25 protein-coding genes are annotated in these 24,863 nt (G+C 36.3%); 10 read left to right on the top strand and 15 right to left on the bottom strand.

Annotation, left to right across the window (positions count from 1 at the left end):
* Window positions 1-658 precede the first annotated feature (658 nt).
* A complete protein-coding gene (locus MKY80_RS22965; protein ID WP_342531364.1) occupies window positions 659-1,327 on the top strand; it encodes a peptidylprolyl isomerase in 669 nt (222 codons plus the stop codon).
* Window positions 1,328-1,393: 66 nt separating this feature from the next.
* On the opposite strand, the gene MKY80_RS22960 is transcribed toward MKY80_RS22965, so the two are convergent.
* On the bottom strand, window positions 1,394-1,723 hold the full coding sequence (locus tag MKY80_RS22960) for a BRCT domain-containing protein (protein ID WP_342531362.1): 330 nt from the start codon (window positions 1,721-1,723) through the stop codon (window positions 1,394-1,396).
* A gap of 111 nt (window positions 1,724-1,834) precedes the next feature.
* On the opposite strand from MKY80_RS22960, the gene MKY80_RS22955 reads away from it, so the two are divergent.
* Window positions 1,835-3,406 carry a diguanylate cyclase gene (locus tag MKY80_RS22955; protein WP_090002661.1) on the top strand — a complete coding sequence of 524 codons (1,572 nt, stop codon included), beginning with the start codon at window positions 1,835-1,837 and terminating at the stop codon, window positions 3,404-3,406.
* Between the two features lie 27 nt (window positions 3,407-3,433).
* On the opposite strand, the gene gnd is transcribed toward MKY80_RS22955, so the two are convergent.
* Genes gnd through MKY80_RS22935 form a run of 4 tightly spaced genes read right to left on the bottom strand, consistent with a single transcriptional unit; the run spans window position 3,434 to window position 8,489 of the window.
* Window positions 3,434-4,834, bottom strand: a complete 1,401-nt coding sequence (gene gnd / locus MKY80_RS22950; protein WP_089986436.1) for a decarboxylating NADP(+)-dependent phosphogluconate dehydrogenase — start codon at window positions 4,832-4,834, stop codon at window positions 3,434-3,436.
* A gap of 27 nt (window positions 4,835-4,861) precedes the next feature.
* Window positions 4,862-6,208 (bottom strand): GntP family permease, encoded by a 1,347-nt coding sequence (locus MKY80_RS22945; RefSeq protein WP_089986435.1) that lies wholly within the window; start codon window positions 6,206-6,208, stop codon window positions 4,862-4,864.
* 15 nt (window positions 6,209-6,223) lie between these two features.
* A complete protein-coding gene (gene gntK / locus MKY80_RS22940) occupies window positions 6,224-7,765 on the bottom strand; it encodes a gluconokinase (RefSeq protein ID WP_008177888.1) in 1,542 nt (513 codons plus the stop codon).
* Entirely contained in the window at window positions 7,758-8,489 is a 732-nt protein-coding gene (locus tag MKY80_RS22935; RefSeq protein WP_008177887.1) for a GntR family transcriptional regulator, read from the bottom strand. Before MKY80_RS22935 ends, gntK begins: the two co-directional genes overlap by 8 nt.
* 244 nt (window positions 8,490-8,733) lie before the next feature.
* On the opposite strand from MKY80_RS22935, the gene MKY80_RS22930 reads away from it, so the two are divergent.
* Window positions 8,734-8,943 (top strand): hypothetical protein, encoded by a 210-nt coding sequence (locus tag MKY80_RS22930; protein WP_036196607.1) that lies wholly within the window; start codon window positions 8,734-8,736, stop codon window positions 8,941-8,943.
* Between the two features lie 176 nt (window positions 8,944-9,119).
* Window positions 9,120-9,398, top strand: a complete 279-nt coding sequence (locus MKY80_RS22925; protein ID WP_089986434.1) for a hypothetical protein — start codon at window positions 9,120-9,122, stop codon at window positions 9,396-9,398.
* A gap of 54 nt (window positions 9,399-9,452) precedes the next feature.
* Here the strand turns inward: MKY80_RS22925 and MKY80_RS22920 are convergent, their stop codons facing one another.
* Complete coding sequence (locus MKY80_RS22920; protein ID WP_008177884.1) at window positions 9,453-9,944, bottom strand: hypothetical protein; 492 nt, start codon at window positions 9,942-9,944, stop codon at window positions 9,453-9,455.
* Between the two features lie 151 nt (window positions 9,945-10,095).
* Here MKY80_RS22920 and MKY80_RS22915 point away from each other — a divergent pair, with 151 nt between their 5' ends.
* The 4 genes from MKY80_RS22915 to MKY80_RS22900 all read left to right on the top strand — a co-directional run bounded on the left by MKY80_RS22915 (window position 10,096) and on the right by MKY80_RS22900 (window position 14,323).
* Window positions 10,096-10,245 (top strand): hypothetical protein, encoded by a 150-nt coding sequence (locus MKY80_RS22915; RefSeq protein ID WP_237068916.1) that lies wholly within the window; start codon window positions 10,096-10,098, stop codon window positions 10,243-10,245.
* A gap of 155 nt (window positions 10,246-10,400) precedes the next feature.
* Window positions 10,401-11,174, top strand: a complete 774-nt coding sequence (locus MKY80_RS22910) for a nucleotidyltransferase domain-containing protein (protein WP_342531354.1) — start codon at window positions 10,401-10,403, stop codon at window positions 11,172-11,174.
* A gap of 377 nt (window positions 11,175-11,551) precedes the next feature.
* Entirely contained in the window at window positions 11,552-13,033 is a 1,482-nt protein-coding gene (mqo, locus tag MKY80_RS22905; protein WP_342531353.1) for a malate dehydrogenase (quinone), read from the top strand.
* Window positions 13,034-13,246: 213 nt separating this feature from the next.
* Window positions 13,247-14,323, top strand: a complete 1,077-nt coding sequence (locus tag MKY80_RS22900; RefSeq protein WP_342531351.1) for an ankyrin repeat domain-containing protein — start codon at window positions 13,247-13,249, stop codon at window positions 14,321-14,323.
* Between the two features lie 110 nt (window positions 14,324-14,433).
* Here MKY80_RS22900 and MKY80_RS22895 read toward each other — a convergent pair whose 3' ends face one another.
* The 8 genes from MKY80_RS22895 to MKY80_RS22860 all read right to left on the bottom strand — a co-directional run bounded on the left by MKY80_RS22895 (window position 14,434) and on the right by MKY80_RS22860 (window position 19,787).
* Window positions 14,434-14,715, bottom strand: a complete 282-nt coding sequence (locus MKY80_RS22895) for a hypothetical protein (protein ID WP_342531349.1) — start codon at window positions 14,713-14,715, stop codon at window positions 14,434-14,436.
* A complete protein-coding gene (locus MKY80_RS22890) occupies window positions 14,712-15,371 on the bottom strand; it encodes a hypothetical protein (protein WP_089986430.1) in 660 nt (219 codons plus the stop codon). The genes MKY80_RS22895 and MKY80_RS22890 overlap by 4 nt, the downstream gene beginning before the upstream one ends.
* A gap of 130 nt (window positions 15,372-15,501) precedes the next feature.
* Complete coding sequence (locus MKY80_RS22885) at window positions 15,502-15,909, bottom strand: MarR family transcriptional regulator (RefSeq protein ID WP_008177873.1); 408 nt, start codon at window positions 15,907-15,909, stop codon at window positions 15,502-15,504.
* A 92-nt stretch (window positions 15,910-16,001) separates the two neighbouring features.
* A complete protein-coding gene (locus MKY80_RS22880) occupies window positions 16,002-17,033 on the bottom strand; it encodes an alpha/beta hydrolase (protein WP_089986429.1) in 1,032 nt (343 codons plus the stop codon).
* 20 nt (window positions 17,034-17,053) lie between these two features.
* A complete protein-coding gene (locus MKY80_RS22875; RefSeq protein WP_008177871.1) occupies window positions 17,054-17,710 on the bottom strand; it encodes a hypothetical protein in 657 nt (218 codons plus the stop codon).
* Window positions 17,711-17,712: 2 nt separating this feature from the next.
* Window positions 17,713-18,120: a permease prefix domain 1-containing protein gene (locus MKY80_RS22870; RefSeq protein ID WP_008177870.1), complete on the bottom strand. Its 408-nt coding sequence runs from the start codon at window positions 18,118-18,120 to the stop codon at window positions 17,713-17,715.
* Window positions 18,117-18,446 (bottom strand): PadR family transcriptional regulator, encoded by a 330-nt coding sequence (locus MKY80_RS22865; RefSeq protein WP_008177869.1) that lies wholly within the window; start codon window positions 18,444-18,446, stop codon window positions 18,117-18,119. Before MKY80_RS22865 ends, MKY80_RS22870 begins: the two co-directional genes overlap by 4 nt.
* Before the next feature lie 150 nt (window positions 18,447-18,596).
* Entirely contained in the window at window positions 18,597-19,787 is a 1,191-nt protein-coding gene (locus tag MKY80_RS22860) for a M14 family zinc carboxypeptidase (RefSeq protein WP_342531344.1), read from the bottom strand.
* Window positions 19,788-19,957: 170 nt separating this feature from the next.
* Here MKY80_RS22860 and MKY80_RS22855 point away from each other — a divergent pair, with 170 nt between their 5' ends.
* On the top strand, window positions 19,958-22,705 hold the full coding sequence (locus tag MKY80_RS22855) for an ATP-binding protein (RefSeq protein WP_107922765.1): 2,748 nt from the start codon (window positions 19,958-19,960) through the stop codon (window positions 22,703-22,705).
* A gap of 2 nt (window positions 22,706-22,707) precedes the next feature.
* Window positions 22,708-23,562, top strand: coding sequence for a protein-glutamate O-methyltransferase CheR (locus tag MKY80_RS22850; protein ID WP_089986426.1), 855 nt, complete (start codon window positions 22,708-22,710; stop codon window positions 23,560-23,562).
* A gap of 45 nt (window positions 23,563-23,607) precedes the next feature.
* Here MKY80_RS22850 and MKY80_RS22845 read toward each other — a convergent pair whose 3' ends face one another.
* A complete protein-coding gene (locus tag MKY80_RS22845; RefSeq protein WP_008177860.1) occupies window positions 23,608-24,753 on the bottom strand; it encodes a fused response regulator/phosphatase in 1,146 nt (381 codons plus the stop codon).
* Between the last annotated feature and the right edge of the window lie 110 nt (window positions 24,754-24,863).

The raw sequence follows: 24,863 nt of genomic DNA, 5'->3' as shown, positions 1-24,863 counted from the left end.
TTTGCTTTATTCGTATCGAATGTCTTATTATTTTATTTTACAGTAGTAATAATCAGGTAGGTAAAAAAATGTAGAAATTAGTTAAAATTTCTTAAGAGTATTTCTCGGTTTTAGCCATTACCATTTTTATATAGGACTAGAATCCTTTGTATAAAATTAAATACATTCTACAGTGGCGATAATGATCTATTAGGTTTTTACTAGGAATGAAAAGTAAATGTTCATCAAAAAAAATGCAACAATCTTGTATGGCTCTTTGTAGCATTTTCACGGGAAAATTATGTGCCAGTTCAAAAATGGGTTTGCTCAACTTTAATGGAAGAATATTGAAATATTATGATGTTCTATTTGACCGCTAACTATCTAAATAATCTTCAGCCCCTTTTCCAAAGGTCTAAAGTTAAAATGACAAACATGGAATTATATTCAATTTAAGAGAGCTTCCTAATTTTATTCTACAGTGCAATAAAAATTCCTCTCTCTAAACATGCATTCACCTCCTAAATAATGAAATATTCTGATTATTAAATTGTTATATATCCAAAACATATTCTAATTTAGGGTACAAGAAATCACCTCGACATGATGGGTGAATGATTGTGGTCAAGCATGGGATAGTTTTATAATGAATAGATGGAAAATAAGAGGAGTTGAAAAGATGTTCACACGTAACAAAGGTTTTTATGTAGTGTTATCGTTGCTAGCAATCATTTTTGTACTTGCGGGCTGTGGTACAGCTAAGGACAATAAGAAAACAGAGGGAAGTACAACGAAGGAATCAGAAGAAAATTACGCATCAAAGGTGAAAGAAAATCCCATTGTAACAATTACGATGAGCAATGATGAAAAAATTGTCATTGAATTAGAGCCTACTATAGCACCCAATACTGTAGCGAACTTTATTTCATTAGTGAAAGAAGGATTTTATGATGGTCTTATATTCCATCGTGTCATTCCTGATTTTATGATTCAAGGTGGAGACCCTTCAGGTAATGGGACAGGTGGACCTGACTATTCAATTGATGGCGAGTTTTCCTCAAACGGTTGGGACAATAGCCTGAAACATGAACGTGGTGTCATTTCAATGGCACGCTCGCAAGATCCAAACTCTGCAGGATCACAATTTTTCATTATGGTAAAAGAATCGACGAATCTAGATGGAGACTACGCTGCTTTTGGGAAAGTTCTTGAAGGTATGGAAACGGTAGATGCTATAGTTGCGGCTGAGCGAGATGCTACCGATAAACCATTAGAAGATCAGCAAATGAAAAAAGTAGAGGTGGACACGAAGGGCTTTGATTACCCGACACCTAAAGTAAATAAGTAGACATTAAAAAGGCTAAATCAATTAGGATTTAGCCTTTTATATGTGCCGATAACCTCGTATATACCCTTATCCTCCAACTTCCTTTGGTATCGAAATAAGCCATAAAAAATCGGCCTCTATAAGTATTTGAATATCCTCACCATAGTTTATTAGTTGCTCAGCTTTGCGTTGTTTAGTACTGATGCCACGACGTTTGTCTCCAAGGATGACAAAATCCGTTTGTTGTGTAACGGTACCTTGTAAAAATCCACCACAAGCCTTTACTTGTTTGGCTGCTTCTGAACGAGTCATCGTGGAAAGAGCGCCTGTAAACACAATTTGCTTATGATAGAAGGGGTGGGGAAGGCTTTCGATTGGATCTGAAAAGATGATGTCTAGGCTGTCTTGATTAGTCATATTGCCCTCCTGAAACTCCTTCGATTTTTGCCTGCTCGTTGTGATAAATACATCCACAAAGTTTTGCATGTATGCTACATTAAAAATAAAAATTTAAAGAGGTACATAGACATGAATTCGCAATTGACCGCTTTTATTACTCTTTGCTGTACATCAGGTGTACTAAATTTGTATTTATGTTTATATGTCTTTCTACAACGTTTTAATTATACAAAAATTGCTCAATTGTTTATTGGTTATACAGCTTTAATAACGGTGTACTGTTTTGCTTCTGCGTTTTGCATAATAGCTACATCACTTGAGGCTATAAAGATTTGGACAACTATTTTATATATCGGCATGGCAACTTCAGCACCCTTAGGCTTATTGTTTATCATGCAGTATTTGGGCTTTCAATTATCAAAGAAAAAACTCATTGGAATTCTTGTTATTCCTGCTATTAGTATAGTGTTGGTTGCTACGAATGATATCCATCATTTACATTATCGAGTATTTGAAATTGACCCTGTTTTGGGGGCTCCTTATATTCATCAGGAAATTGGTTTATGGTATATCCTTCACGGCATCTTCACATTTTCCAGCATGCTGGTAGCATTTTTATTAGTGCTGACCCATTGGAAGGAAACAGCTAAGTCTTATCGACCACAATTAATTGCGTTAATGTGTGGGCAGTTGATTCCCATTATAACAGCATTTGTCTATTTGCTGGGCTTAACACCACAAGGAATTGATCCAGTTCCAATGGTTTTATGGGCTTCCTCCCTGTTATATTTATGGTCTATTCATTCCTCGCGCTTGTTTAGAGTAATGCCGGTCGCTAAAGATGCTATCTTTCATAGTATCAATGATGGCGTTATCGTATTAGATGAAAGTTATCGATTAATAGAATTTAATCAAGCTTGTAATAAGATGATCCCATCTTTAACGAGATCGATGTTCGGCATGGACTTTGCGAAGGTATGGCTTGAGGTAACGGGGCAGTCGATTCCCTTTACAGGGGAGAGAGTGGTGAAGACACAGGAATTTGAGCTAGATCTTACTAATCGTACATATCAAGTGCGTATTTCAGCACTACAGCATGTGAATCATGGTAGTGGACTATTACTAATTTTCACCGATATGACGGAGGTAAAAAATCTCCAAAGAATGTTAGAAAAACAGGCCTATTATGATGAGCTTACACAAATTTATAATCGCCGTGCATTTTTTCAACAATGTAATCAAGCATACGTTGAGGCGAAAGGGATGTCATCCTCATTTACCGTGGTGCTAATGGATATTGATCATTTTAAACATGTCAACGATACGTATGGTCATGCAGTGGGTGATCAAGTACTTGTTCATGTCGTTAAGGCTTGTCAGGATGAATTAAAACGTGGTGAACTTTTTGCAAGATATGGCGGTGAAGAATTTGTTCTTGCGTTACGAGGATGCACATTAGTAGAGGGAGAGGCTTTAGCAAATAAGCTTTGTCAGAGTATAGAGCTACAACCGCTTAAGACTACAGAGGGCATCATTACGACTACGATTAGCTGTGGGGTAGCTGAAGGGACAAATGGGGAAGAGACCTTATATCAACTCTTGAACAAAGCAGATAAAGCACTGTACTCAGCAAAACAAGCAGGACGTAATCGAGTACATGTGTATAGAGATAATGAAAAAGCTAAAATATACAATCATTGAACAATGATGTATATTTTAGCTTTTTACTTACCAATCTGTGTGAAAAAAACCTGCTAAATCAGTTCGCTCATATGTATGAGCACCAAAATAATCGCGCTGTGCCTGTAGCAGATTAGCATTAGATGAACCAGTTCGATAGCTATCATAATATGTGAGCGATGCACTTAAGCATGGGAATGCATTACCTGCCTGTATACCTTCACACACAATTTTTCTCAATCCACTTTGATAATCCTTTGTTTTTTCTGCAAAGTAAGGATCGATTAATAGGTTAGCGAGTGTAGGTTGTTTCTCATAAGCATCGCTTATAACATTTAAAAACTCTGCACGTATAATGCAGCCACTACGGAAAATGAGCGCAATATCCTTTAATGGTAAGTTCCAATTATAGAGCTCTGAAGTCATTTTATATTGCGTAAAGCCTTGTGCATAGGCACAGATTTTCCCCATATAGAGGGCTTGTCTGACATATTCTACCCACATATCTTTATCGAGATTTGGCTGAGTACTGCTGGGACCTGCTAATACTACTTCTGCACGAACTCGTTCTTCTTTTAATGATGAAATATAGCGAGCGAATAAAGCCTCTGTAATAATTGAAGTAGGAATACCATTATCGATGGATTGCATACTCGTCCATTTGCCAGTTCCTTTTTGACCAGCTTTATCAAGAATCATATCGATCAGAGGTAAGCCTGTGACATCATCTTTTTTTCGTAAAATTTCAGCTGTAATTTCAATTAAATAGCTTTTTAATTCACCTTCATTCCATGTTTCAAAGATTTCAGCGATCTCCTCAACAGACAATCCAACATTATTTCTTAAAAATGTATAGGCCTCGGCAATAAGCTGCATATCAGCGTACTCGATACCATTGTGGACCATTTTGACAAAATGGCCTGCCCCTTTAGGCCCCATATACGTGCAGCATGAAGTGCCCTTAAATTGCGCTGCTATTTTCGTAAGAATAGGAGCCGCTTTTTCGTAGACCTCACGATCGCCACCAGGCATGATAGAAGGACCTGTCAAAGCTCCAACCTCACCACCTGAAATGCCAATGCCTAAATAGCCGATACCTCGAGCCATCAGTTCATCATGTCTACGCTCGGTATCTTGATAGTGAGAGTTACCGCCGTCCATAATAACATCGCCTGTTTCAAGGAAAGGCACTAAGGAATCAATGACTGAATCAATGGCTTTACCAGCAGTCACCATTAAAAAGATCTTTCTTGGCTTTTCTAAAGATTGCACAAAATCTTCTATTTCATAGTAAGGAGTAAGCGCTTGTCCTTCGACCTTTTGTAGAAGTTTGTCCGTTAGATCGCGTGTATAGTTATAAACAGCTACTTGCTCGCCCTTATTAGCCATGTTTAAGGCGATATTACTGCCCATAACACCTAAACCAATAACGCCTATTGTATTTAACATTTATGCTCGCTCCTTCTTGTCTATTTTTTAAACAAATAAACTAAGTAATAAAATAAATCCTAAACCAGCTACAGATACAATGGTTTCTAGCAACGTCCATGTAGCAAACGTTTCTTTCATACTTAATCCGAAATATTCTTTAAACATCCAAAATCCAGCATCATTAACATGTGAAGCAATTAAGCTTCCCGCACCTGTCGCAAGAACCACCAATGCAAGGTTCACATCATGTTGGCCTAACATAGGGATTACTAGCCCAGCTGTTGTTAAAGCGGCAACCGTAGCTGATCCCAATGAAATACGTAAAATAGCAGCAATGATCCATGCTAATAGAATGGGTGATAAGGTAGTTCCATGGAATAGCTCAGCTACATAATCACCGACGCCCCCATCGATTAATACTTGTTTGAAGGCACCGCCACCACCAATAATCAACAGCATCATGCCAATATGTGAGATTGCTGTTGTACAGGATTCCATTACTTGCTTAATTGGAATTTTTCTTGCTATACCCATCGTATAAACGGCTACTAATAAGGAAATTAACATGGCGGTACCAGCCTCTCCGATGAAGCGGATTCCGGCTAATAAGCTGTTATCCTCGAAGCCTATTGTTTTTTGTAGCAGTGTAATTATAGTAGCGATGGACATTAAAATAACGGGTAACAATGCAGTGAAAACACTGATGCCAAAGCTAGGAGTATCCTCCAACTCAAAGGTTTTTTGCTCTCCTAAAGAGGCAATATTCCCAGTTTTATTGAATGATTCAGGCACTAATCTTTTAGCTACCTTTGTAAATAATGGCCCAGCTATAATTACAGTTGGAATGGCGATAATAAAACCATAAAGCAATACTTCCCCAATGTTTGCCCCATATTCACCTGCAATCACTGTAGGGCCTGGATGTGGGGGTAAAAATCCATGTGTAACCGATAAAGCGGCTGTCATCGGAATACCTAGATACAAAATAGATACCTTCAATTGTCTTGAAATAGCGAAAACAATAGGTATTAATAGTACTAGTCCTACCTCAAAGAAAAGGGCAATTCCGATAATAAAGGATGCCGCTACCACGGCCCACTGAATATTTTTTTCTCCAAATTTGTTCACAAGGGTCATAGCAATGCGCTGTGCGCCCCCTGAATCGGCTATTAATTTACCTAGCATTGCGCCAAGTCCAAATATTAATGCCAAGTGACCTAGTGTACCACCTAATCCTGCTTCAATCGTTTTCACAATACTATCTACAGGTATTCCAAGAACTAAAGCCACACCAAATGAAACAATGATTAAAGAGATAAACGTATTTAATTTAAAGACCATTATTAAAATTAACAGTGCAATAATACCAATACCTACAATAACTAAAGGCATATATTTTCCTCCTTTTTAGTCGGGCTTTATTAAGCTCCTCTGATATTGAGCAATAGATGCATAATCGTCTGCTAATACCCTTGATAAACGAATGAAAATAGGAAGTAGCTGTCTATATTCTTTAGCTGCCTCTTCTAAAGGGGTATGTTTATAAGTGTCACCAATCATATCCGCAACCACTTCAAAGGAATCAATTTTGCCGATTGCATATAAGCCTAAAATACAAGCACCAAGACAGGAACTTTCATAGCTTTCAGGTACTACTACCTCTGATTCAAAAATATCAGCCATCATTTGTCGCCAAATCTCTGATCGTGAAAAACCACCTGTTGCTTGAATACGTGTAACGGGACTTTCCATACATTCAAGTAAGGCTAGGTATACGGTATATAAATTGTAGATAACCCCTTCAAGAGCAGCTCGTATCATATGCTCTTTTTTATGGGACATGGTTAAACCAAAAAATGAACCACGTACATCTGGATTCCATAAAGGAGCGCGCTCCCCTGATAAATAGGGATGGAAGAGTAATCCATCAGCACCGGGTCTTACACGCTCGGCAATTTTCGTTAACACGTCGTACGGATCAATGCCTAATCTTTTAGCGGTTTCAATCTCAGAAGAGGCAAACTCATCACGAATCCAACGAAGAACCATGCCTCCATTGTTTACGGGGCCCCCAATAACCCAATGGTTTTCTGTTAATGCATAACAAAAAATTCTTCCTTTTACATCTGTTTTGGGTTTATTAATAATCGTACGAATGGCACCACTTGTCCCAATTGTAACGGCAATTTCGCCTTCCTTAATGGCGTTAACTCCTAAATTTGAAAGCACACCATCACTTGCACCGATCACAAAAGGTGTTTGAGGATCAATGCCGATTTGCTCAGCTAAAATTGGGTGACAGTCGGTGAAATATTTAGTTGTTGGTACGAGTGTTGATAATTGTGCACTTGTAATTCCAGCCACCGTTAAGGCCTCTTCATCCCATTCTAAAGTGTGAAGATTCATCATCCCCATAGAGGAGGCTAATGAATAATCCACGACATATTCATTGAAGAACTTTTTAAAAATATATTCTTTAATGCCGATATATTTTTTTGTTTTACTAGCTAGTTCAGGGTGTTCCTTTACAAGCCATGTAATTTTACTTAGCGGGGACATGGGATGAATTGGGGTCCCCGTTCTTTTATAAATCTCATGCCCGTTCCATTCGTCTTTAATTTTATGTGCCCATGCTTCACTACGATTGTCCGCCCAAGTAATGACAGGAGTTAACGGTCGGTCATTTTCGTCTATCGCAATTACACTATGCATGGCACTACTAAAGGATACAAATAATAATGGTTTGCCCGAATGGACTTTCATAATATTTGACATTGCTTGCAGTACTGCCTGAAAAATCTCTTCTGGATTTTGCTCCGCTGTCGAAATATCAGGTGTATATAGTGGATACCCAATATTTTCTTGTTGAATAACTTTGCCTTGCTCGCTGAATAATACAGCTTTTGTGCTAGTAGTCCCTATATCTACACCTAACATATAGTTAGTCATCCTGTGACTCAACCCCTTTAGATAGCATTTGCTGAGACCTCCATAGGTCCTCCACAGTCCCTTGAACATCGTCAAAATTGTCATGTAAAGATTTAATCATGAGCTTTCGATCTTTAGCTCGGATAGCATCTATATATAGCTCGTGATTGTTTACAATACGAGTGAAATCATCGTATTTTTCAATAAAGCGCATGCGCATGGATAGTAGTATTAATCCTTCCATTACTGGTTTTAAATTATTCCAGATCATACCGATATAGGAATGTCCAATGGAGCGAATAATAGCTTCATGGAACATAACATCCTGATAAGAAAATTCATCTGCATCATTATATTTTATGGCAACCTTCATCATTTCTAATGTTTTGCTAAGTTCTAGCGCTAGGTTAGTTGTATCCATTTTAATGAGGCGCTCAAACACAAATGTCTCAATCAGTAAACGAACATCATATATTTCTTCTATTTCCTTCTCTGACAAACCAATGACAACAGCGCCCATTTTCTCAAGTCTAATGATGTTCTCAGATGCCAATGTCCTTAATGCTTCACGAATGGGTGAACGACTTACTTCAAAATCGGCTGCTAATTTGTTTTCAGAAAGAATGGTACCGCTTTCAATTAATCCTGAAATAATACGCATTCTAAGCTCATAAGCTACACGATCGCCAGTTGAAGCCTTAGAAAGCCATTTTTGAGGATATAAATAATCATTAGATTCGCTCATAATATCACCTTTTTTAATTTCAGTATACTTGTATACAAATATTATAGTCAGAAAGAAAATAAGATTGCAAGCGACATAAAAGGAATAACAATGAGACGTCGAGGAAAGAGCCTTCACGATAATCTTCGTAAAAATAAAAAATTTATTGTACATGCATTCTTTTTACATGGACAAACTTTACAGTGAGAAGTTTTAAAACGCATGAATGTTTAAAAGCTTCTCAAATAATTAGTGGAGGATGGTTATGTCAAATATGAATACAAATCGTAAAGATGCTAAAGCAAATGAAACGAGAAGTGCAAGCATAACAAACCAACCTCGACAAAAGCTCCAGGAAGAGTTTGGTTCTGAATTTGAACTTGATACATCTTCAGCACAGGTTAATAATTTTGCTGAAACTAAAGGAAAAACAGGTATCAAACAACCAGTCAGTGAGCGTACTGCGTGGCACTAGTTTATATTTGACAACTATTCAACACATCGAGAAGAACTAGGGTAGATACCTTAGTTCTTCACTTATAGCCTGGGAAATATTGTGTTATCTAATATACTTTCCATACATATTTTCTGAGCATTTCATAATACTACATTTGAACAATGAAAACTTTTTAAAGAAGGGAAGAGAGTAGATTGGCAAAACACTCAGATACAAGTTGGAAGCAGGATCATCCAAGTACATTATTTAGTAACTCGGTGCAAAAGGCGGATCGTATGTTAAAGCATGCGAAATCACACCCTGAGGAAATGGCTATCGAGCATGCCTTTGATCAAATCAAACATGCAGAAAATGCACGTCTCAATGCAGAGCAATATGGCGAGCATTTGGATACAGTGCAGCAAAATAAAGAATATCTAGAGCAAATCAAGCAGCAGCTACATGAAATGAAAGAAAATATGTCTGGACAGTAGCAAACAAAAACGGCTTAAGTTCAAGTGGATGGACTTAAGCCGTCAAACTTTTTCTTAACACCAAACGATAATCTCATATGGGGTAGTTTGGGCAGGTATACTTCTAGTAGTAGGACCATACATAACAATCAGGTTTCGATTAGCAGGGCTTTTGGTAAAAGGTTGCCCATTTTTAAGTGACATAACGATTGAAGGGGACAGGTTTAATTGTAATTGCCCATCGCTACTCACCAATTGTTGATTAAAAAAATCTACCTTTACGTTTTGGAAGTTATTTTCTTTTACTACAATTAATGCACGATATTGTGGTGGATAAATCATAGGTACAGGTGCATCCCCATCATAATACCCAGTGACCCATTCACCAGCCGTAACTACTTCTTGATTCACAAAATAAGTAGAAGGAGAAATGACAAAGTTGACAACTCCGCCTACACCATCTTCCACACTCATCATTTTATAACAACCATCCCTGTCCCCATTTTGCCCCACTGGAAAATCACTAATTTGTGTAATGACACCACGAAAAGATTTAAAATTTACCATAGCCATTCCCTTCTAAAATCATTCTTGTTCCTTCATTTAATTTATGTCGCATTGCAGACTGAGGTGACACACATAAATAGGGATTACTATTTTGTATGATCCTCATCTATACTTAAATATGTTTACTATAAAGTTAGAGGAGTGGAATCTATTGAAGTGGATTTCTAAAAATAAGAAAGTCTTTTTAGCAGTAGCAGTTGTTGTAATGATCATTGCGGGCATACTCGATATCAAATATGAAGGATTATTCTATCAATTTTTGCCAACATCCATGCAAAGTTTTTTATCTGATCTATTTTAATAGTGGCTCCATATCAAAATCCTTCAAGAAATACACTCTCGAAGGATTTTATTGAATACATTCGTTATTTATAGGAAGTTGCAGCAATCATTCAAAAGCAATTGTCGGGGGATTGCTAGGTTTTGAAGGAAATACATAATAAAGAGGGGAAATGGATGACGTTGGCAAATTGGAGAAAAGCACTCGAAACATTTTTGAACGATTGGCAGGGCAGAGATGAAGTAGTTGGCGCGTTAGTATGTGGGAGTTATGTTACAGGACATCCTTCCGAACGATCTGATATAGATGTACATATTATTTTATCAAATGAAGTGAAATGGCGAGAAAGAGGTAATCAAATAGTTGATGGCTTTTTGATTGAATACTTTGCTAATCCACCAGGTCAAATTCGGCGATATTTCCAAGATGATTTTAATAAACATAGGACCATGTCGATGGTACAATTTCAAACAGGGCAAATTTTATTTGATTATACTGGAATAATAAATGAATTAAAATTAGAGGCATATGCATGGCAAGAGAAAAATTATGAAACAATTAATAAAACGGTTCTAGAATTAAAAAAATATGGATTATGGGATATGTTGGATAATACAAAAGACTGTTATGAGCAAAAGAGAGGAGACTTTATCTTTGTTTATCATCATGCATTAGCGACTTTGTTTATGGAGTATGGACAGTTTTTAAATGTGGATACGATTCCTACTTATCAAATCCATGCCTATCTTGTAGATCCTATCTACCTGCAAAAGTATATGAAGTCAGCCTTTCCTGATGAGCACTTTAAACAAATGTTTCTGCATGCTCTGAAAGAGAGCAATACTGAACAGATGTTGGAATCATTGGAGGCATTGGTTAGTTATGTGTTAAAACAAATGGGTGGTTTTTGTATAGATGGCTGGCATGTAAAAAGCCCAATAGAAGGTTAATCTGCCTCATTCTGATATGAGACGCGTGTCAGTTTTTATGTTACTATACAGATATAATAATAAAAGAGAATATATTTTTTATGAAAATGTCAACCATTTTTAGGTCCGTTATTCCATAAAACTTAAAATATCCTAGTTTTGTGTCTAATAAAAAATGAGTTTTTTGCTTGAATTATGATGATAAAGGCTCGAAAAAAGCTGATAACTCTCATATAAATAGTTGATATTTTATTCTTGAACTAATTGTGATAAACTGCAATAAGGTAATAATTGATACAGAAATGGTGTGCTCCGAGGTTGCTCCATGGCTTACAGTACTTCTAAAGCAGGAGTGCTTACATCCTTTCTGCAAATCTTAACATATAAGGAAGGTAAAAATGAGTAACAGACAAATAAAATCAGATGTTATCTTAATTGGTGCCGGAATCATGAGTGCAACTTTGGGAACAATACTCAAAGAATTAGCACCAGATTGGAAAATTACAGTGTTTGAAAAGCTTGAGAAAGCAGGAGAAGAAAGTTCTCACGAATTGAACAATGCGGGGACTGGACATGCTGCACTATGTGAGCTGAACTACACTTCAGAGAAAAAAGACGGATCAATCGATATCAAAAAAGCGATTAATGTTAATGAACAGTTCCAGGTTTCAAGACAATTTTGGTCTTATCTTGTAAACAATAAGCTGATCAATAATCCACAAGACTTCATTATGCCTTTACCACATATGAGTTTAGTGCAAGGGAAAGAAAATGTTGAGTTTCTTAAAAAACGTCATGAGACAATGATCCAAAATCCTTTATTTGAAGGAATGGAATTTTCAAATGACCCTGAAACACTAAAAAAATGGATTCCACTTATTATGGAAGATCGTCCTGATGGTGAAGACATTGCTGCAACAAAAATTGACACGGGTACAGATGTTAACTTTGGTGCTTTAACACGTATGTTAATTGACCACTTAAAAGCAAATGACGTGGATGTTAACTACAATCATAGTGTTGAAAGTTTAAAACAAGCTAGTGATGGTTCATGGGAAGTGCATGTGCATGATTTAGACGGCTGTAAAATGGAATATCATTCAGCAAAATTTGTCTTCCTTGGAGCTGGTGGAGGAAGCCTAGAATTACTACAAAAATCAGGTATTCCTGAAGGTAAACATATTGGTGGATTCCCAATTAGCGGTTTATTCCTAGCATGTAATAACCAAGAAGTATCTGAACAGCATCATGCAAAAGTATACGGAAAAGCAAAAGTGGGTGCTCCACCAATGTCAGTTCCGCATCTAGATACACGTTATATTGATAATAAGAAGTCGTTACTATTTGGACCATTTGCAGGTTTCTCACCGAAATTCTTAAAAACAGGTTCAAACATGGATTTATTTGCCTCTGTAAAACCGCATAATATTACAACTTTATTAGCGGCAGGCGTTAAAGAAATGGGATTAACAAAATATCTAATCCAACAACTTATGCTTTCAAAAGAGCAACGTATGGAAGAATTACGTGAATTCATTCCAAATGCAAAGAGTGATGATTGGGATATTATCGTAGCGGGTCAACGTGTACAAGTTATTAAAGACACTGAAGCAGGCGGTAAAGGAACACTTCAATTTGGTACAGAGGTTGTAAGTGCAGCCGATGGATCAATTGCAGCTTTACTTGGAGCTTCACCAGGTGCTTCTACAGCTGTACATGTAATGCTAGAAGTTATTAATAAATGTTTCCCTCAACATATTAAAGAGTGGGAAGCAAAAATTAAAGAAATGATTCCTTCTTACGGTTTATCATTAGCAGAACACCCAGAGCTTCTGAAAGAAATTAATGCAACAACAGATGAAGCACTACGTTTGAAATAAAAATCAATTATATAGATGTTTAAAAAGCTCTTAATCCATTTGCGATTAGGAGCTTTTTTATGGTCATCTTTTCCTGGGAAATTTTCAATAAAAAGCTCCCTTTTTAATATAAATTTTATTGTTTGGTATTCATTGTAAGTATTATGCCCCGTTGTTTAATAGGATGTTATTTTCTATACTTTTTATAAGCATAGGAAGGGAGCCGAGCATTAGATGATTAAATTAAAAGATATTGGAACATTTCAGGAAATGCCCGAAATTGCCATGCATATTTATACTGGTAATATAGCTGCATTACAAGTTGCAAAAGTAAATGGCTGGGATATTGAAGAAGATATTATTTTAAGTAAGCACATATCATTAAGTCCCTTAGATCTAGCATTGATCGCTCAAAAGTTGGATGTTGTAAAGCTATTAATCGACTATCATGTTAATTTGAATGTTGATCAAAATCCTTCTTTTTTAAGAGCTGTTCGATATTGTAAGGAGAATATAATCCGCTATATCGTTTCACATGGGGCAAAATTAGATGGAAATAATCGCGTTGGATCTGGTGCCTACTCGCAGGCCTACTATGGTAATAAGAAAAATATCCCGCTCATTCATGAACTTGGGCTTGATATAAAACAATATAGTGGGGCAGTATTACGTCAGGCTGTATCAAATTATGACAAAAATATGGTTACCTATTTACTTGATCAAGGGGTAGATATTAATTATCAAAAGCCTGATATGGTTTATCCGTATGAGCCTACACCATTAACGATTGCGACACGTATGGGTCATATAGCTATGGTGAGGTATTTAGTTGAGAGGGGGGCTGATATTTCATTAACAGAGAAGGATGGGGAAAGAGCGTACAACATTGCAGTAAGTATAAAAAATATAGAGATAGCTCAATATTTGAAGGCGTTAGAACCTGCTGAGCTTCATCATATAGAAAATAAAAAATATGAATTAAAAAAATATAAATTACCGAGTGAGCTGCTCAATTTTCTGACAGATGATCAATTACAACTTAAGCTTGCAGTCAATAATTATAATATTCAATACATCGATTTTTTCAAACTGACGGAAACAATTGAGATGAAAGTTGGCGGTCAAAAACTGCTCCGTATTTCAGCTACTATCGATCAGTACTCTGATTTGCAATTAGTATGGAACCCAAAGGGACAGGTAGGTTGTTACGATTTGGAGCATGAGGTATATGCAGATTTAAGTAGTTTTACAGATTTCCGTGCTAGGCCAGAAATGTATCTCATTCAATTTCTTGAAGGGGAACTCTCATAATACAGTAAAATTTACTTCGTGCGTTCCCTATTTCATGAGAAGCGGTCAAGTCATACAAAATAAGCTAGTAGAAGAGCGTTAAAGTGCTATTCCTTTAACGCTCTTCCATATTAATTTCTGATTTTCGAGAAGCAAAAAGCTATAGAACGTTTGACATACCTTGCACAAAAGAATAGCAGTATGGCTACTAGCAATGCTAGAGGAATGCTTAATATAACGGGTAATTCTACACCATACCAAACGTTCATCTTAATATGATGAAATCCAAATGTTCTTAAAAAGCCAGCTAATAGGGAAAGAATGCCACTTAACAATAAGCCAGCGTACAATACGGACAATACAACTAGTGCTAATGAGCCAAAAAAAGCTTGTAGCCATTTTAGCAATATCACTCTTTTTCCCTCCGTATAATGTGCTGCACCTTTGCGTTAGAAGCAATAGTATAGTCATCTGAATAGTACAGTGTTTCAATATGACAATTTTCTCCAACTGTAACAAAATCACCTTCCACAATTTTTGCTTTGGTATAGGCTAGTTTCAAGTGTTTGCCGCTAATAGTATGGCAACTTAATTTTTTCTTCAAAAATGAAAGTAGTGTGACCCTATCCTTTTCCACAAAAATATTTTCAGCGGATAACAGGTGAATTTCACTCTCTCCTGACAATTTTAAGTGAAAATGCTCAGCCGTTATTTCTGCAGCTTTTACAATTCCAATAGCATCGAGCTTCTCGCACTGTAATTTCTCTTCAGCTACCAATTTTCCAGAGCTATTAATCTTTTGAATATGACCACTACGTATTTTTATGTTACCCGCATTCATTAGCTCCTCCATTTCGCAATAATCCTTTAAAGTACAAGAACCTGTACTAGTAAAGGATTGGACGATAACAGGGAAATAAAAGGAACTATGGCCATGAGTAGATACCTTTTTTAGACGTACTTCTTGTTGGATTGCTACAGCTCCTCGGATATTTAATTGCTCGTAATCAGCATCTAGATTTTTAATACGACCATTTGTTAGGGTAAGGGTACGAAGGTTTTGAAACATAAAAAGTCACCTCATTATAATTTAATTAATATATATTTTAATTATTAAAATATATATTAATTAAATTATATGCGACTTCCATTTGTCAAGAACTAACCAATAAAAAAAGGATTTCAAGTTTATTGAAATCCTAAAAGATTTTATTCATTAGCTTGTTTACTTCGCTTAAAATAGTGGCCATGTCTATAAGTTTATCTTGGGGAAATTTTAAAAAGATTTCTTGGACCTTTTCATCACCAGTACTTGTTAAAACCATTTTGACCACACGACGATCATTATTTTCTCTTATCCGTTGTATGAGCGCTAGTTTTTCCAGTTTATCGCACATAGAGGTTACAGCTCCAGGTGTCACACTAAAAAAATCTGCAATTTCTGTCGCTTTCATACCGTTATTTATTTTAAGTTGTAGAAGTAGGATTAGCTGGTTTTGCGATAACGCTTCTCCTTCAGATAAAAGGTCTACAAACATTTTCGATTTTTGTTGTATTTCTAGCATTTCTTTCATAATGATTTCTACATTAAGTAGACTGTCAGCCATATAATCACGTCCGTTAAAATATTTAATAATTGAATTATATAGCAAGTGAATATATCTTTCCAAGAATACTATACCTCTAAAGAAATAAGCATTTATTGTTTAAAAGTTGCGTGCATCCATTCAAAGAATTTTTCCTTTTCTTCGAATTGTGGATAGTGTGCAGATTGCTCGTAAGCTATAAATTCTTTTTTCTCTGCGCTAATTTGGTCGAAGTAATTTTTGGCTGCTTGTGAGGATGTTTGATAATCATAGTTGCCCATTAAAAAATAGAAGGGTAAATCAAGCTTTTGGACCTTTGCTGGTAGGGGGTGCTGCATGACCTCTTTTAATAAAGCTTCTTGAGACAAGGATAAGCCATAGTTGTAACGGATAATATCTAATAAATTATATTCTTTGCTGAATAGCATCCCTAGCATATTTCCATCAGGATTATCAATTAATCTAGTAGCACCACCATATTTATTGACATAATTTCGAGGCGTAAACATTGTACCAGCCTTAATTTCATTAGCTAACTGTTGTAAATGTACAACATCTTCCTTGTTACCTTGCAGTTGGGCCTGATGGATAGTGAAATTTAAACTATCGATCTCACTTTCGATTGTATTGCTCATTTGTCCTACCCCAATATAAGCTTCATATTTTTCAGGGGCGTTAGCGGCTGCTTGTGTAGCAATATATGTGCCATAGGAATGACCAATTAAGATGACTTTTTCTTTGTCTAGTCGTTTCGCTATATAATCAGTCAGTGCCAATAAATCCTCCACAAGCAAATCTGAAGAGAGATTAGAATAGTCCTCGAAAAAATGATAGGACTTCCCACTAGCTCGCTGATCATAATGGACCACAGTAAACTCAGTTTCTAGTAAATGTTGGTATTTTTCTGCATAGGGTATTTCAGAGCAACCAGGTCCGCCATGAACAAAAATAATAACAGGGTTTTCTTTGTCATAACCACGGATCATCATTTCATGACCAGTGCCATTAATTTCGACTTGCTCTAAAACGCTAATGCTGTTAGAGCCTTTTATGGAGGAGGTCCACGTTGGGAAGAGAAGCATCAATACGAGTAAAAGTACAATGACTATAACAAAATATTTAATAAAATGAATATATGTCTTCATCGTATTCCTTCCTTCCTTCCTTACATGCGTTTCGCGAATGTTCCTTGATACATTCTTCTTTTATACACATAGAAATACATACTCAGAGGCCACCAAAGCGTAACAAAAATAGGGTAGATTGCCCATATAACTCCTGGGGAAGAAACAATATTGACGATGATAAAAAAGATACTTATTAATAATGTAGCAGTGACGGAGAAAGCCACAAATGTTTTTCGTTGAGCATGGTATAAAGCTAGGGGCCACCACATAACTAAAAATGCAGGATAGATTGCCCAAGGGTATTGAGGTGATAAAATGATGTTTACTAAAGCATAATAAATAATAGTAGAAGCACAGCCGATCAGTGCGACTTTTAGCGTTTTTGCTTTTTCATCTAAGTACATCAGAATTGGCCACCAGAGAATAGGGTAAATGGCGTAAATGAACCATAGATGATCTGGTGTGTAAATATAGTTTTCTATAATAAGAAACACGATAATCACCGTACTACAAATAATTGAATATTGTTTATACATTCTTTTATACATACAGATGATCGTAATTGGCCAAAGCAATAGCAGTAGGCAAGGATAGATAAACCACATTGTTTGGGACGATGTCGTGAAATTGACGATACCTAAAAAAATCATTGTCATGATGCTCCCAGCTAGTGAGAAGTTAATAAAATTCTTCATGTTTATTCACCCCATCTCTTACGAGACCATACAAAGTACATAGACAATGGCCACCAAAGGATGGCGAAGATTGGATAGATTGCCCAAATTGTTTGTGGTGTGTAATAAAGATTAATAAATATAAAGAATGCAATAATTAAGCCACTACCCCAAAGAGAGAATTCTAAATTTAATTTAGCCATATTTTTCTTAGCAGGCACCTTAACGCCCAGTTCTTTTTTTAAATCTTCTATGTCTCCAAACTCTACAATTGCTTTATTGATGGCATCCTCTTGTTCCTTTCCTTGGTCCATCAAATAAAATACTTTCTCTTCAAGGTTTTCAATAATTTCTTGTTTAACCATTTCCGTTTCATTGTTGTGAGGAATATCCTTAAACAGCTCATCAATATGGTTTTTTATTCTCTTCATTCGACGCCCTCCATAAATAAATCAATAATTTCTTTTACTTCCGACCATTCTTTCACTAACTCATTTAAATAGGCCTTTCCTAATGAGGTAATGCGGTAATACTTTCTTTTGCCACCATGTGAAACATCTCCATAATAGGCTTCAATAATTTCTTTTTTCTCAAGACGTTGAAAAACAGCATACAAAGTTGCTTCTTTAATCTGAAATCGATTATTTGTACGGAGACTTATTTCCTGAGAAATTTCATAGCCATAGCGGTCTTTTTCTGAAATGAGCCGTAAAATAATCGAATCCAAGTGTCCTCGGATAATATCACTGCGAACCATAAGTCACCTACTTCATTTTATTGCTCTATCTGTCAGAGTAATATTAGCAAACATTACTCTGCCTGTCAAAGTAATTTATTTTCTTTTTTTAGAGCTCGAAAAAAGAACTCCATTCGCTGTATAGCGAGTGGAGTTATCGATCATATTGTTCTACATATATAATCCTGCAAGAAAGATTCCCTTAGCTTCCTCATAAATATCATCAAATTGACTTATCGGTAGAGGGTTTGTGCCACTTCCTAATTCAACGGTAAAACCTGGCCTACGCCAATCTTGGATAAACCAATCTTTATAGCCTGCATAGCTCCCAGCAGATTGTATGGGTTCATAGCCACTCACTCGACTAAACTCATTCACAAGCACCTCTGATTCAGGTGGTTCAAGATTTTCAAAGCCCCAATAAATAACGCGGCCCTGTGTATGAAAGGCTAGTACTCTAGCAAAATCACGCTGCTTGGTCAAATCTGCCATTGCAATGGCCTCAGGCTCAGACAAAGGTTTTTCTCCGCCATAATCTCTAGGCCCAGGAGTTTTCGGGTTACGGGCGCTTTCTAATTCCCATTCAGCAGGAAACTGGTCATTTAAATCAACACCATGGATGTTTGCTTTCCAGCCAGAAAAATCAGAGCTACCATTATTCCATGAGATAAGTTGATTTTTTAATGATTCATCATTTGGGGGGCCTTGTATGACTAAATTGACGCCATCAGGATTCACCATTGGTACTACGGATAGGGTCGTTTGCTGATAAAGAGGGAATAAAGAAAGTCCATTCATATTATTTTGGTTCGTGAGAGCGAGCAAATAGTCATTTAAAAATGTTAGAATAATAGGTGTGGTAATCCATTCATTTGCATGGAAGGAGCCATTATAGTGAACACGTTTAGCTCCATTACCAATTAATAGCTCGGGTAATTCCTTACCTAACACAGAGCTACCAATGATAGAATTGCGAAGAAATGGATAGGCGTTAACGAGCCTTTGAATATCATTCATCATGATGTTGTACGTATAATTTTGCTTACCGTCAATTAAGGGCCATGTTATGCGTTGAGGTATGTGAATCATCTGGCCAATTTGTAATTGACTTGGATTAACACCTGGGTTTACGAGTAATAAGGCAACAAGTGTGAGATTATATCTTTGTGCAATTTGCCAAAGAGAATCCCCTTGTTTTACTTGATAGTCAATGGTCACAAATCCAGGAATACGAACGCGTTGCCCGACTCTTAAAAATTGAGGATTTATATTGGGATTGGAATCTAAAATGAGTGGAAGAGGTATTTTAAACACTTCACTGAAATGCCAAAGGGAATCTCCTGGCCTTACGAATATGTCCACATGCATTCTCTCCTTAATTAAAAATGGTTCAATATAAAATGTATATGTGAGAAACTAAGACTTATTAATGCGCAGGCTGCAAAATTTCTTTATAGGAGAGTTTAAGTTAATATTCTAGTCACATTTATAACAAAAATAGAGTACAAGAAAGGTAAAGGTAGGAAAACCAAATGTTAAATAAATTTAAATTGGGTATACGCTCCAAGATTACATTAGGTTATATCATCATTATACTTTGCTTACTTGCATCAGTGATCATCCTAAATAATCAAATTACTTCTTTGCAAAAGGAAAGAAATTTTATTATTAAGTACGACTCTAATGTGAAAACTTTAACCAATGATATTGAAAAATATATATTGGATATGGAATCAAGTCAGCGAGCGTTTATTATTACGGGTGAACCTAGTTATCTGGAGCCGTATGATAATGGAGCGGAAAACTGGAAAATAGATTTTAATGATCTTTATCAGCAAATGAAAGATAAACCAACCCAGCAGGAAAAATTAAAAGAGATTGAGGAAACGATCGAGCATTGGATTGAAACAACGGGTGGACCAACTATTCAATATAAAAAGGACGGGAATACAAAAGCATTAACGGAATTTTTTAAAGTGGATAATGGACGCCAAGATATGGAGAAGATGCGCAAATTATTCGATGCATTCCGTGCAACTGAAAATACTTACACACAAGCAAAGGCTGCTCAGTTAGACAAACAAAATAGTCAATTAACTAGTGGTCTATTTGGGATTTTAATTTTTGTTTCTGTAATTGCTATTGTCATAGCAAGTGGAATTTCTCGTTCCATTGTAAAAACTATAACAGAGGTCACACAAACGATTCAGGAAATGGCTGCTACGAAGGGCGATTTTAAAAGAAGGATACATGTTAATACAAATGATGAAATTAATGAGCTCGCCGATGCGACCAATCTATTATTGGAATCGGTCGAGAAGAGAGAATGGTTACAAACGAATATTGCTGATATCGTAACAAAATATCAAGGTATTTCAGCTATTACGAAATTGGCTGAAACTTTCCTATCAGAAATGGCACAGAAAACTGAGGCATCTCTTGGAGCATTCTATGTTCGGGAAGAGGCAGAGGAACAAGTACTATTTATGAAAAAGGCTGCTTTTGCTGACGGAGAAGATGGTGTCGGTAGGGAGAGCTTTAAGGTAGGACAAGGTTTAATTGGTCAATGTGCATTAGAAAAAAGAGTGTTATTTTATGATAATATTCCGCAAGATTATCGTTTAATTAGAACAGGGCTAGGTGAAATAAGACCACAACATATTTTATTGATTCCTGTTATTTTTGAAAATGAAGTCATTGCCGTTGTTGAGTTAGCTACAATGACAAAATTTAATGCATTACAGCAGGAGCTAATGAAGCAGGTTACTGAAACCTTTGGCTTAACCGTCAACGGTGTATTAGGGCGGATGGAAATTGTTCGATTATTGAATGAATCAAGAGCGATGACCGAGGAGTTACAAGTTCAATCAGAAGAACTTCAAACACAATCTGAGGAATTACAAATGCAGACAGAAGAGCTGACGATGATTAACGAGCAGCTTGAAGAGCGAACGAAAGAGGCAGAGACCAAATCACGCGAGCTAGAGAAGGCGAAGCAGGAATTAGAGGAAAGTGCAGAACAGCTTATACTTAATTCTAATTATAAATCGGAGTTTTTAGCGAATATGTCACATGAACTTAGAACGCCTTTAAATAGCATATTAATTTTGTCAGAGATGCTCGCAGAAAATAACCAAGACCACTTAACAGATGAGGAAGCTGAATTTGCGAAGGTAATCCATTCATCAGGTGAGGATTTGCTTGCGTTGATTAATGATATTTTAGATTTATCAAAAGTGGAGGCAGGGAAGCTAGATATCATTTTTAATGAAGTAAATGTGAGCGAAGTACCTGTTCAAATTGAGCATACTTTTGCACCTGTCGCAATGAAGAAAAATATAGATTTCCATATTTCAAAGGCAGATAATGTTGTCGATGTATTCTATACAGATGAAAAGAGATTCCAGCAAATAGTAAAGAACTTATTATCAAATGCCTTTAAGTTTACGGAACATGGATCTGTAACTTTAGCCATTAACCAGCTTGCACAGAGCCAGCTTACAAGCAATATGCAAGATATTAGCGCTGATTGGCTAGAAATTACTGTTTCAGATACCGGTATAGGAATTCCAAAAGACAAGCATCAATTGATCTTTGAGTCATTCCAGCAAGCAGATGGGGCTACTGTTCGAAAATATGGTGGAACAGGACTGGGTCTTTCAATTTGTAAGGAGTTTGCGAAACTACTCGGTGGTTGGATTACACTGCAAAGTGAAGAGGGACAAGGTAGTATCTTTACGTTAACGATTCCAAGCTTACCAAATGGAGTTGAAGAAGATCATTGCGATAAGCTTGCTGCTTTAAATGAGGTAGCTGTGACAATGGAGGAAGAGGCACCTAGAGAAGAGCCGGCGCAGGATAATAGGGAAGCTTTAAAACATGAGGTAGAGGTTTTCCAAGGGAAAAATATTTTAATCGTCGACGATGATAACCGTAATATTTATGCCTTGAAAACGGCACTTGAAACAAGAGGTATGAACATTTTAGTGGCTAAAGATGGACTGGAATGTTTAGAGGTTTTGCAAGCTCATCATGAGATTGATTTAGTGCTTATGGATATTATGATGCCGAATATGGATGGTTATGAAGCAATGACTATTATTCGCCAACAAATGAAGCGGACAGATCTACCGATTATCGCTCTGACGGCGAAGGCTATGAAGAATGATCGTGATAAATCATTGCAAGCTGGTGCATCTGATTATATTAGTAAACCATTAAATTTAGATCAATTAATATCCGTTTTAAGAGTATGGTTAGTTTCTAAAGGGAGTTTATAAAGATGGAACATTTTGAGCCATTGGAGCAAAATATACAATTGAATAAGCAAACAAATTTAGAAATTGATTTGTTATTAGAGGCTATTTATCGTTTATCAGGTTATGATTTTCGGCAATATAACCGTTCTTCCATTTCACGTCGAATTTTTAATAGGATGAGAATAAATAGCATTCCAACCATTTCTCGTGTTCAGGAAAAGGTTATTCATGAGCAGGAATTTTTAGAGCAGCTGTTAAATGATTTTTCAATCAATGTCACGGAAATGTTCCGCAACCCTAGTTTTTTTAAGGCATTTCGTGAAAAAGTGATCCCCGCCTTACGAGAATACCAAGAAATCCGGATTTGGCATGCTGGCTGCGCAACTGGTGAGGAAGTTTATTCTATGGCCATCTTGCTTCAAGAGGAAGGGCTTATAGACAAGGCTGTAATTTATGCAACAGATATGAATGAGCAAGTATTAGAAAAGGCGAAGAAGGGTGTCTTTCCAATTCATAAAATGCAGGCATATACGAAAAACTATATGCTTGCAGGAGGAGCCCATGCTTTTTCGGAATACTATAAGACAGATTATCAATATGCTTATTTCCATCCAACATTATTGAAGAATATTATTTTTGCCCAGCATAACCTAGTGACAGATCAATCATTTAATGAATTTCATGTTGTTTTATGTAGAAATGTCCTTATTTATTTTTCACCTCAGCTGCAAAGTCAGGTCCATCATTTGTTTTATGAAAGCCTAAGTGACAAGGGGTTTTTATGTTTAGGCGATAAGGAAACATTGCGCTTTGAAGAGGTTATTTCGAATTATAGGGAAGTTGTTGGGAATGAAAGGATTTATCAAAAAATAGATTAAAGAGAAAGAGGCTACCTAGGATGGAGGTAGCCTCTTTCTTTTTATTTAATCAGCAGCACGGGCTTGGATCATTAAGACACACATATCATCCGGTTGATTGTTTTGTTTGTCCTTAGGTAATAGGTTGTCGATGAGGGGTTGAGCATAGTCCCATTTAGAGGATGTTAGCGTTTGCAAATGCTTTTCTGATTCTATTTCACAAGGTCCCATTGCCTCTAAGACACCATCTGTAAACATAACAATTTGTACATTTTTTTCGTATTGTATATATTGTTTTTTGACATTAATTTCATCGAAAAAGCCGACTGCACAGCTACCTTGATTTAATGGAACACAAGTTTCCTCATCAATTAATGCGTACCCCGCAGGATGACCAGCATTTATGTATTCGATTGTTTTTTGTTTCGTATCAATCACTAAATAAATCGCTGTGAAATAATAAAGATTTTCATCCTTGCCATCTTGCAACAGGGTCATATAACGATTCAGTTCTTTAATAACAAGTTCAGGGTCGTTTAATTGTTTAACAGCCTCTCTTAAAACCGAGGAGATAAACATACAAACTAGCGCTGCAGATATACCATGGCCCATCATGTCCAATAAAATAATGGCATAACGATGATCATCTATTTTATGCCAATAGTACATATCACCTGCCAAGTTAGAGGATGGTAGGTAAGAGACTTCTAGACGAATATCCTTTTCATTTAACGGTGGACTAAGCAGGCTTCTTTGCACATGAGTAGCTAAATCCAATTCGTATTGTATTTTTTTTTCATGTTGAGTGTGCCAATCTAATTCAGCTTTTAAACGTAGGGCAACTCGTATTCTAGCAAGCAATTCCGTTTTATTAATCGGTTTTGTAATATAATCTACGCCCCCGATATCTAATGCTTCTGCGAGTTTGTTTTTATCTTCGAGCGCTGTAACAAAGATAATTTGAATATCTCTCAATCTTTCAATTTGTTTAATACGTTTGCAGGCCTCTATACCATCTACTTCAGGCATCATAATATCCAATAAAATTAAATCAACTGAGCTTCCTGTTGGATTTGGTTCATTTAATTGTAAATAATCAAATAGCTCATTAGCAGATGAAAGAGAAACACAGTGCTCATAACCTGCATTTTTCAGTATTTTTTCAATGACAAATAAATTGACTTGATTGTCATCTACTAGAAGAATGGTCATAGTTATTTCCCCTTACTCTAATTGAATTGTGCAGATTATTATTCGTGTATATAAATTACTTCCAACTTTATTATTATACAAAACATTAGAGGAGAAAGGTATTTTCGCGA

The organism is Lysinibacillus sp. FSL R5-0849 (assembly GCF_038595075.1).
GTDB lineage: Bacteria > Bacillota > Bacilli > Bacillales_A > Planococcaceae > Lysinibacillus > Lysinibacillus fusiformis.
Note: the sequence above shows the minus strand (reverse complement) of the source record. Positions and strands in the feature narration are given on the sequence as shown.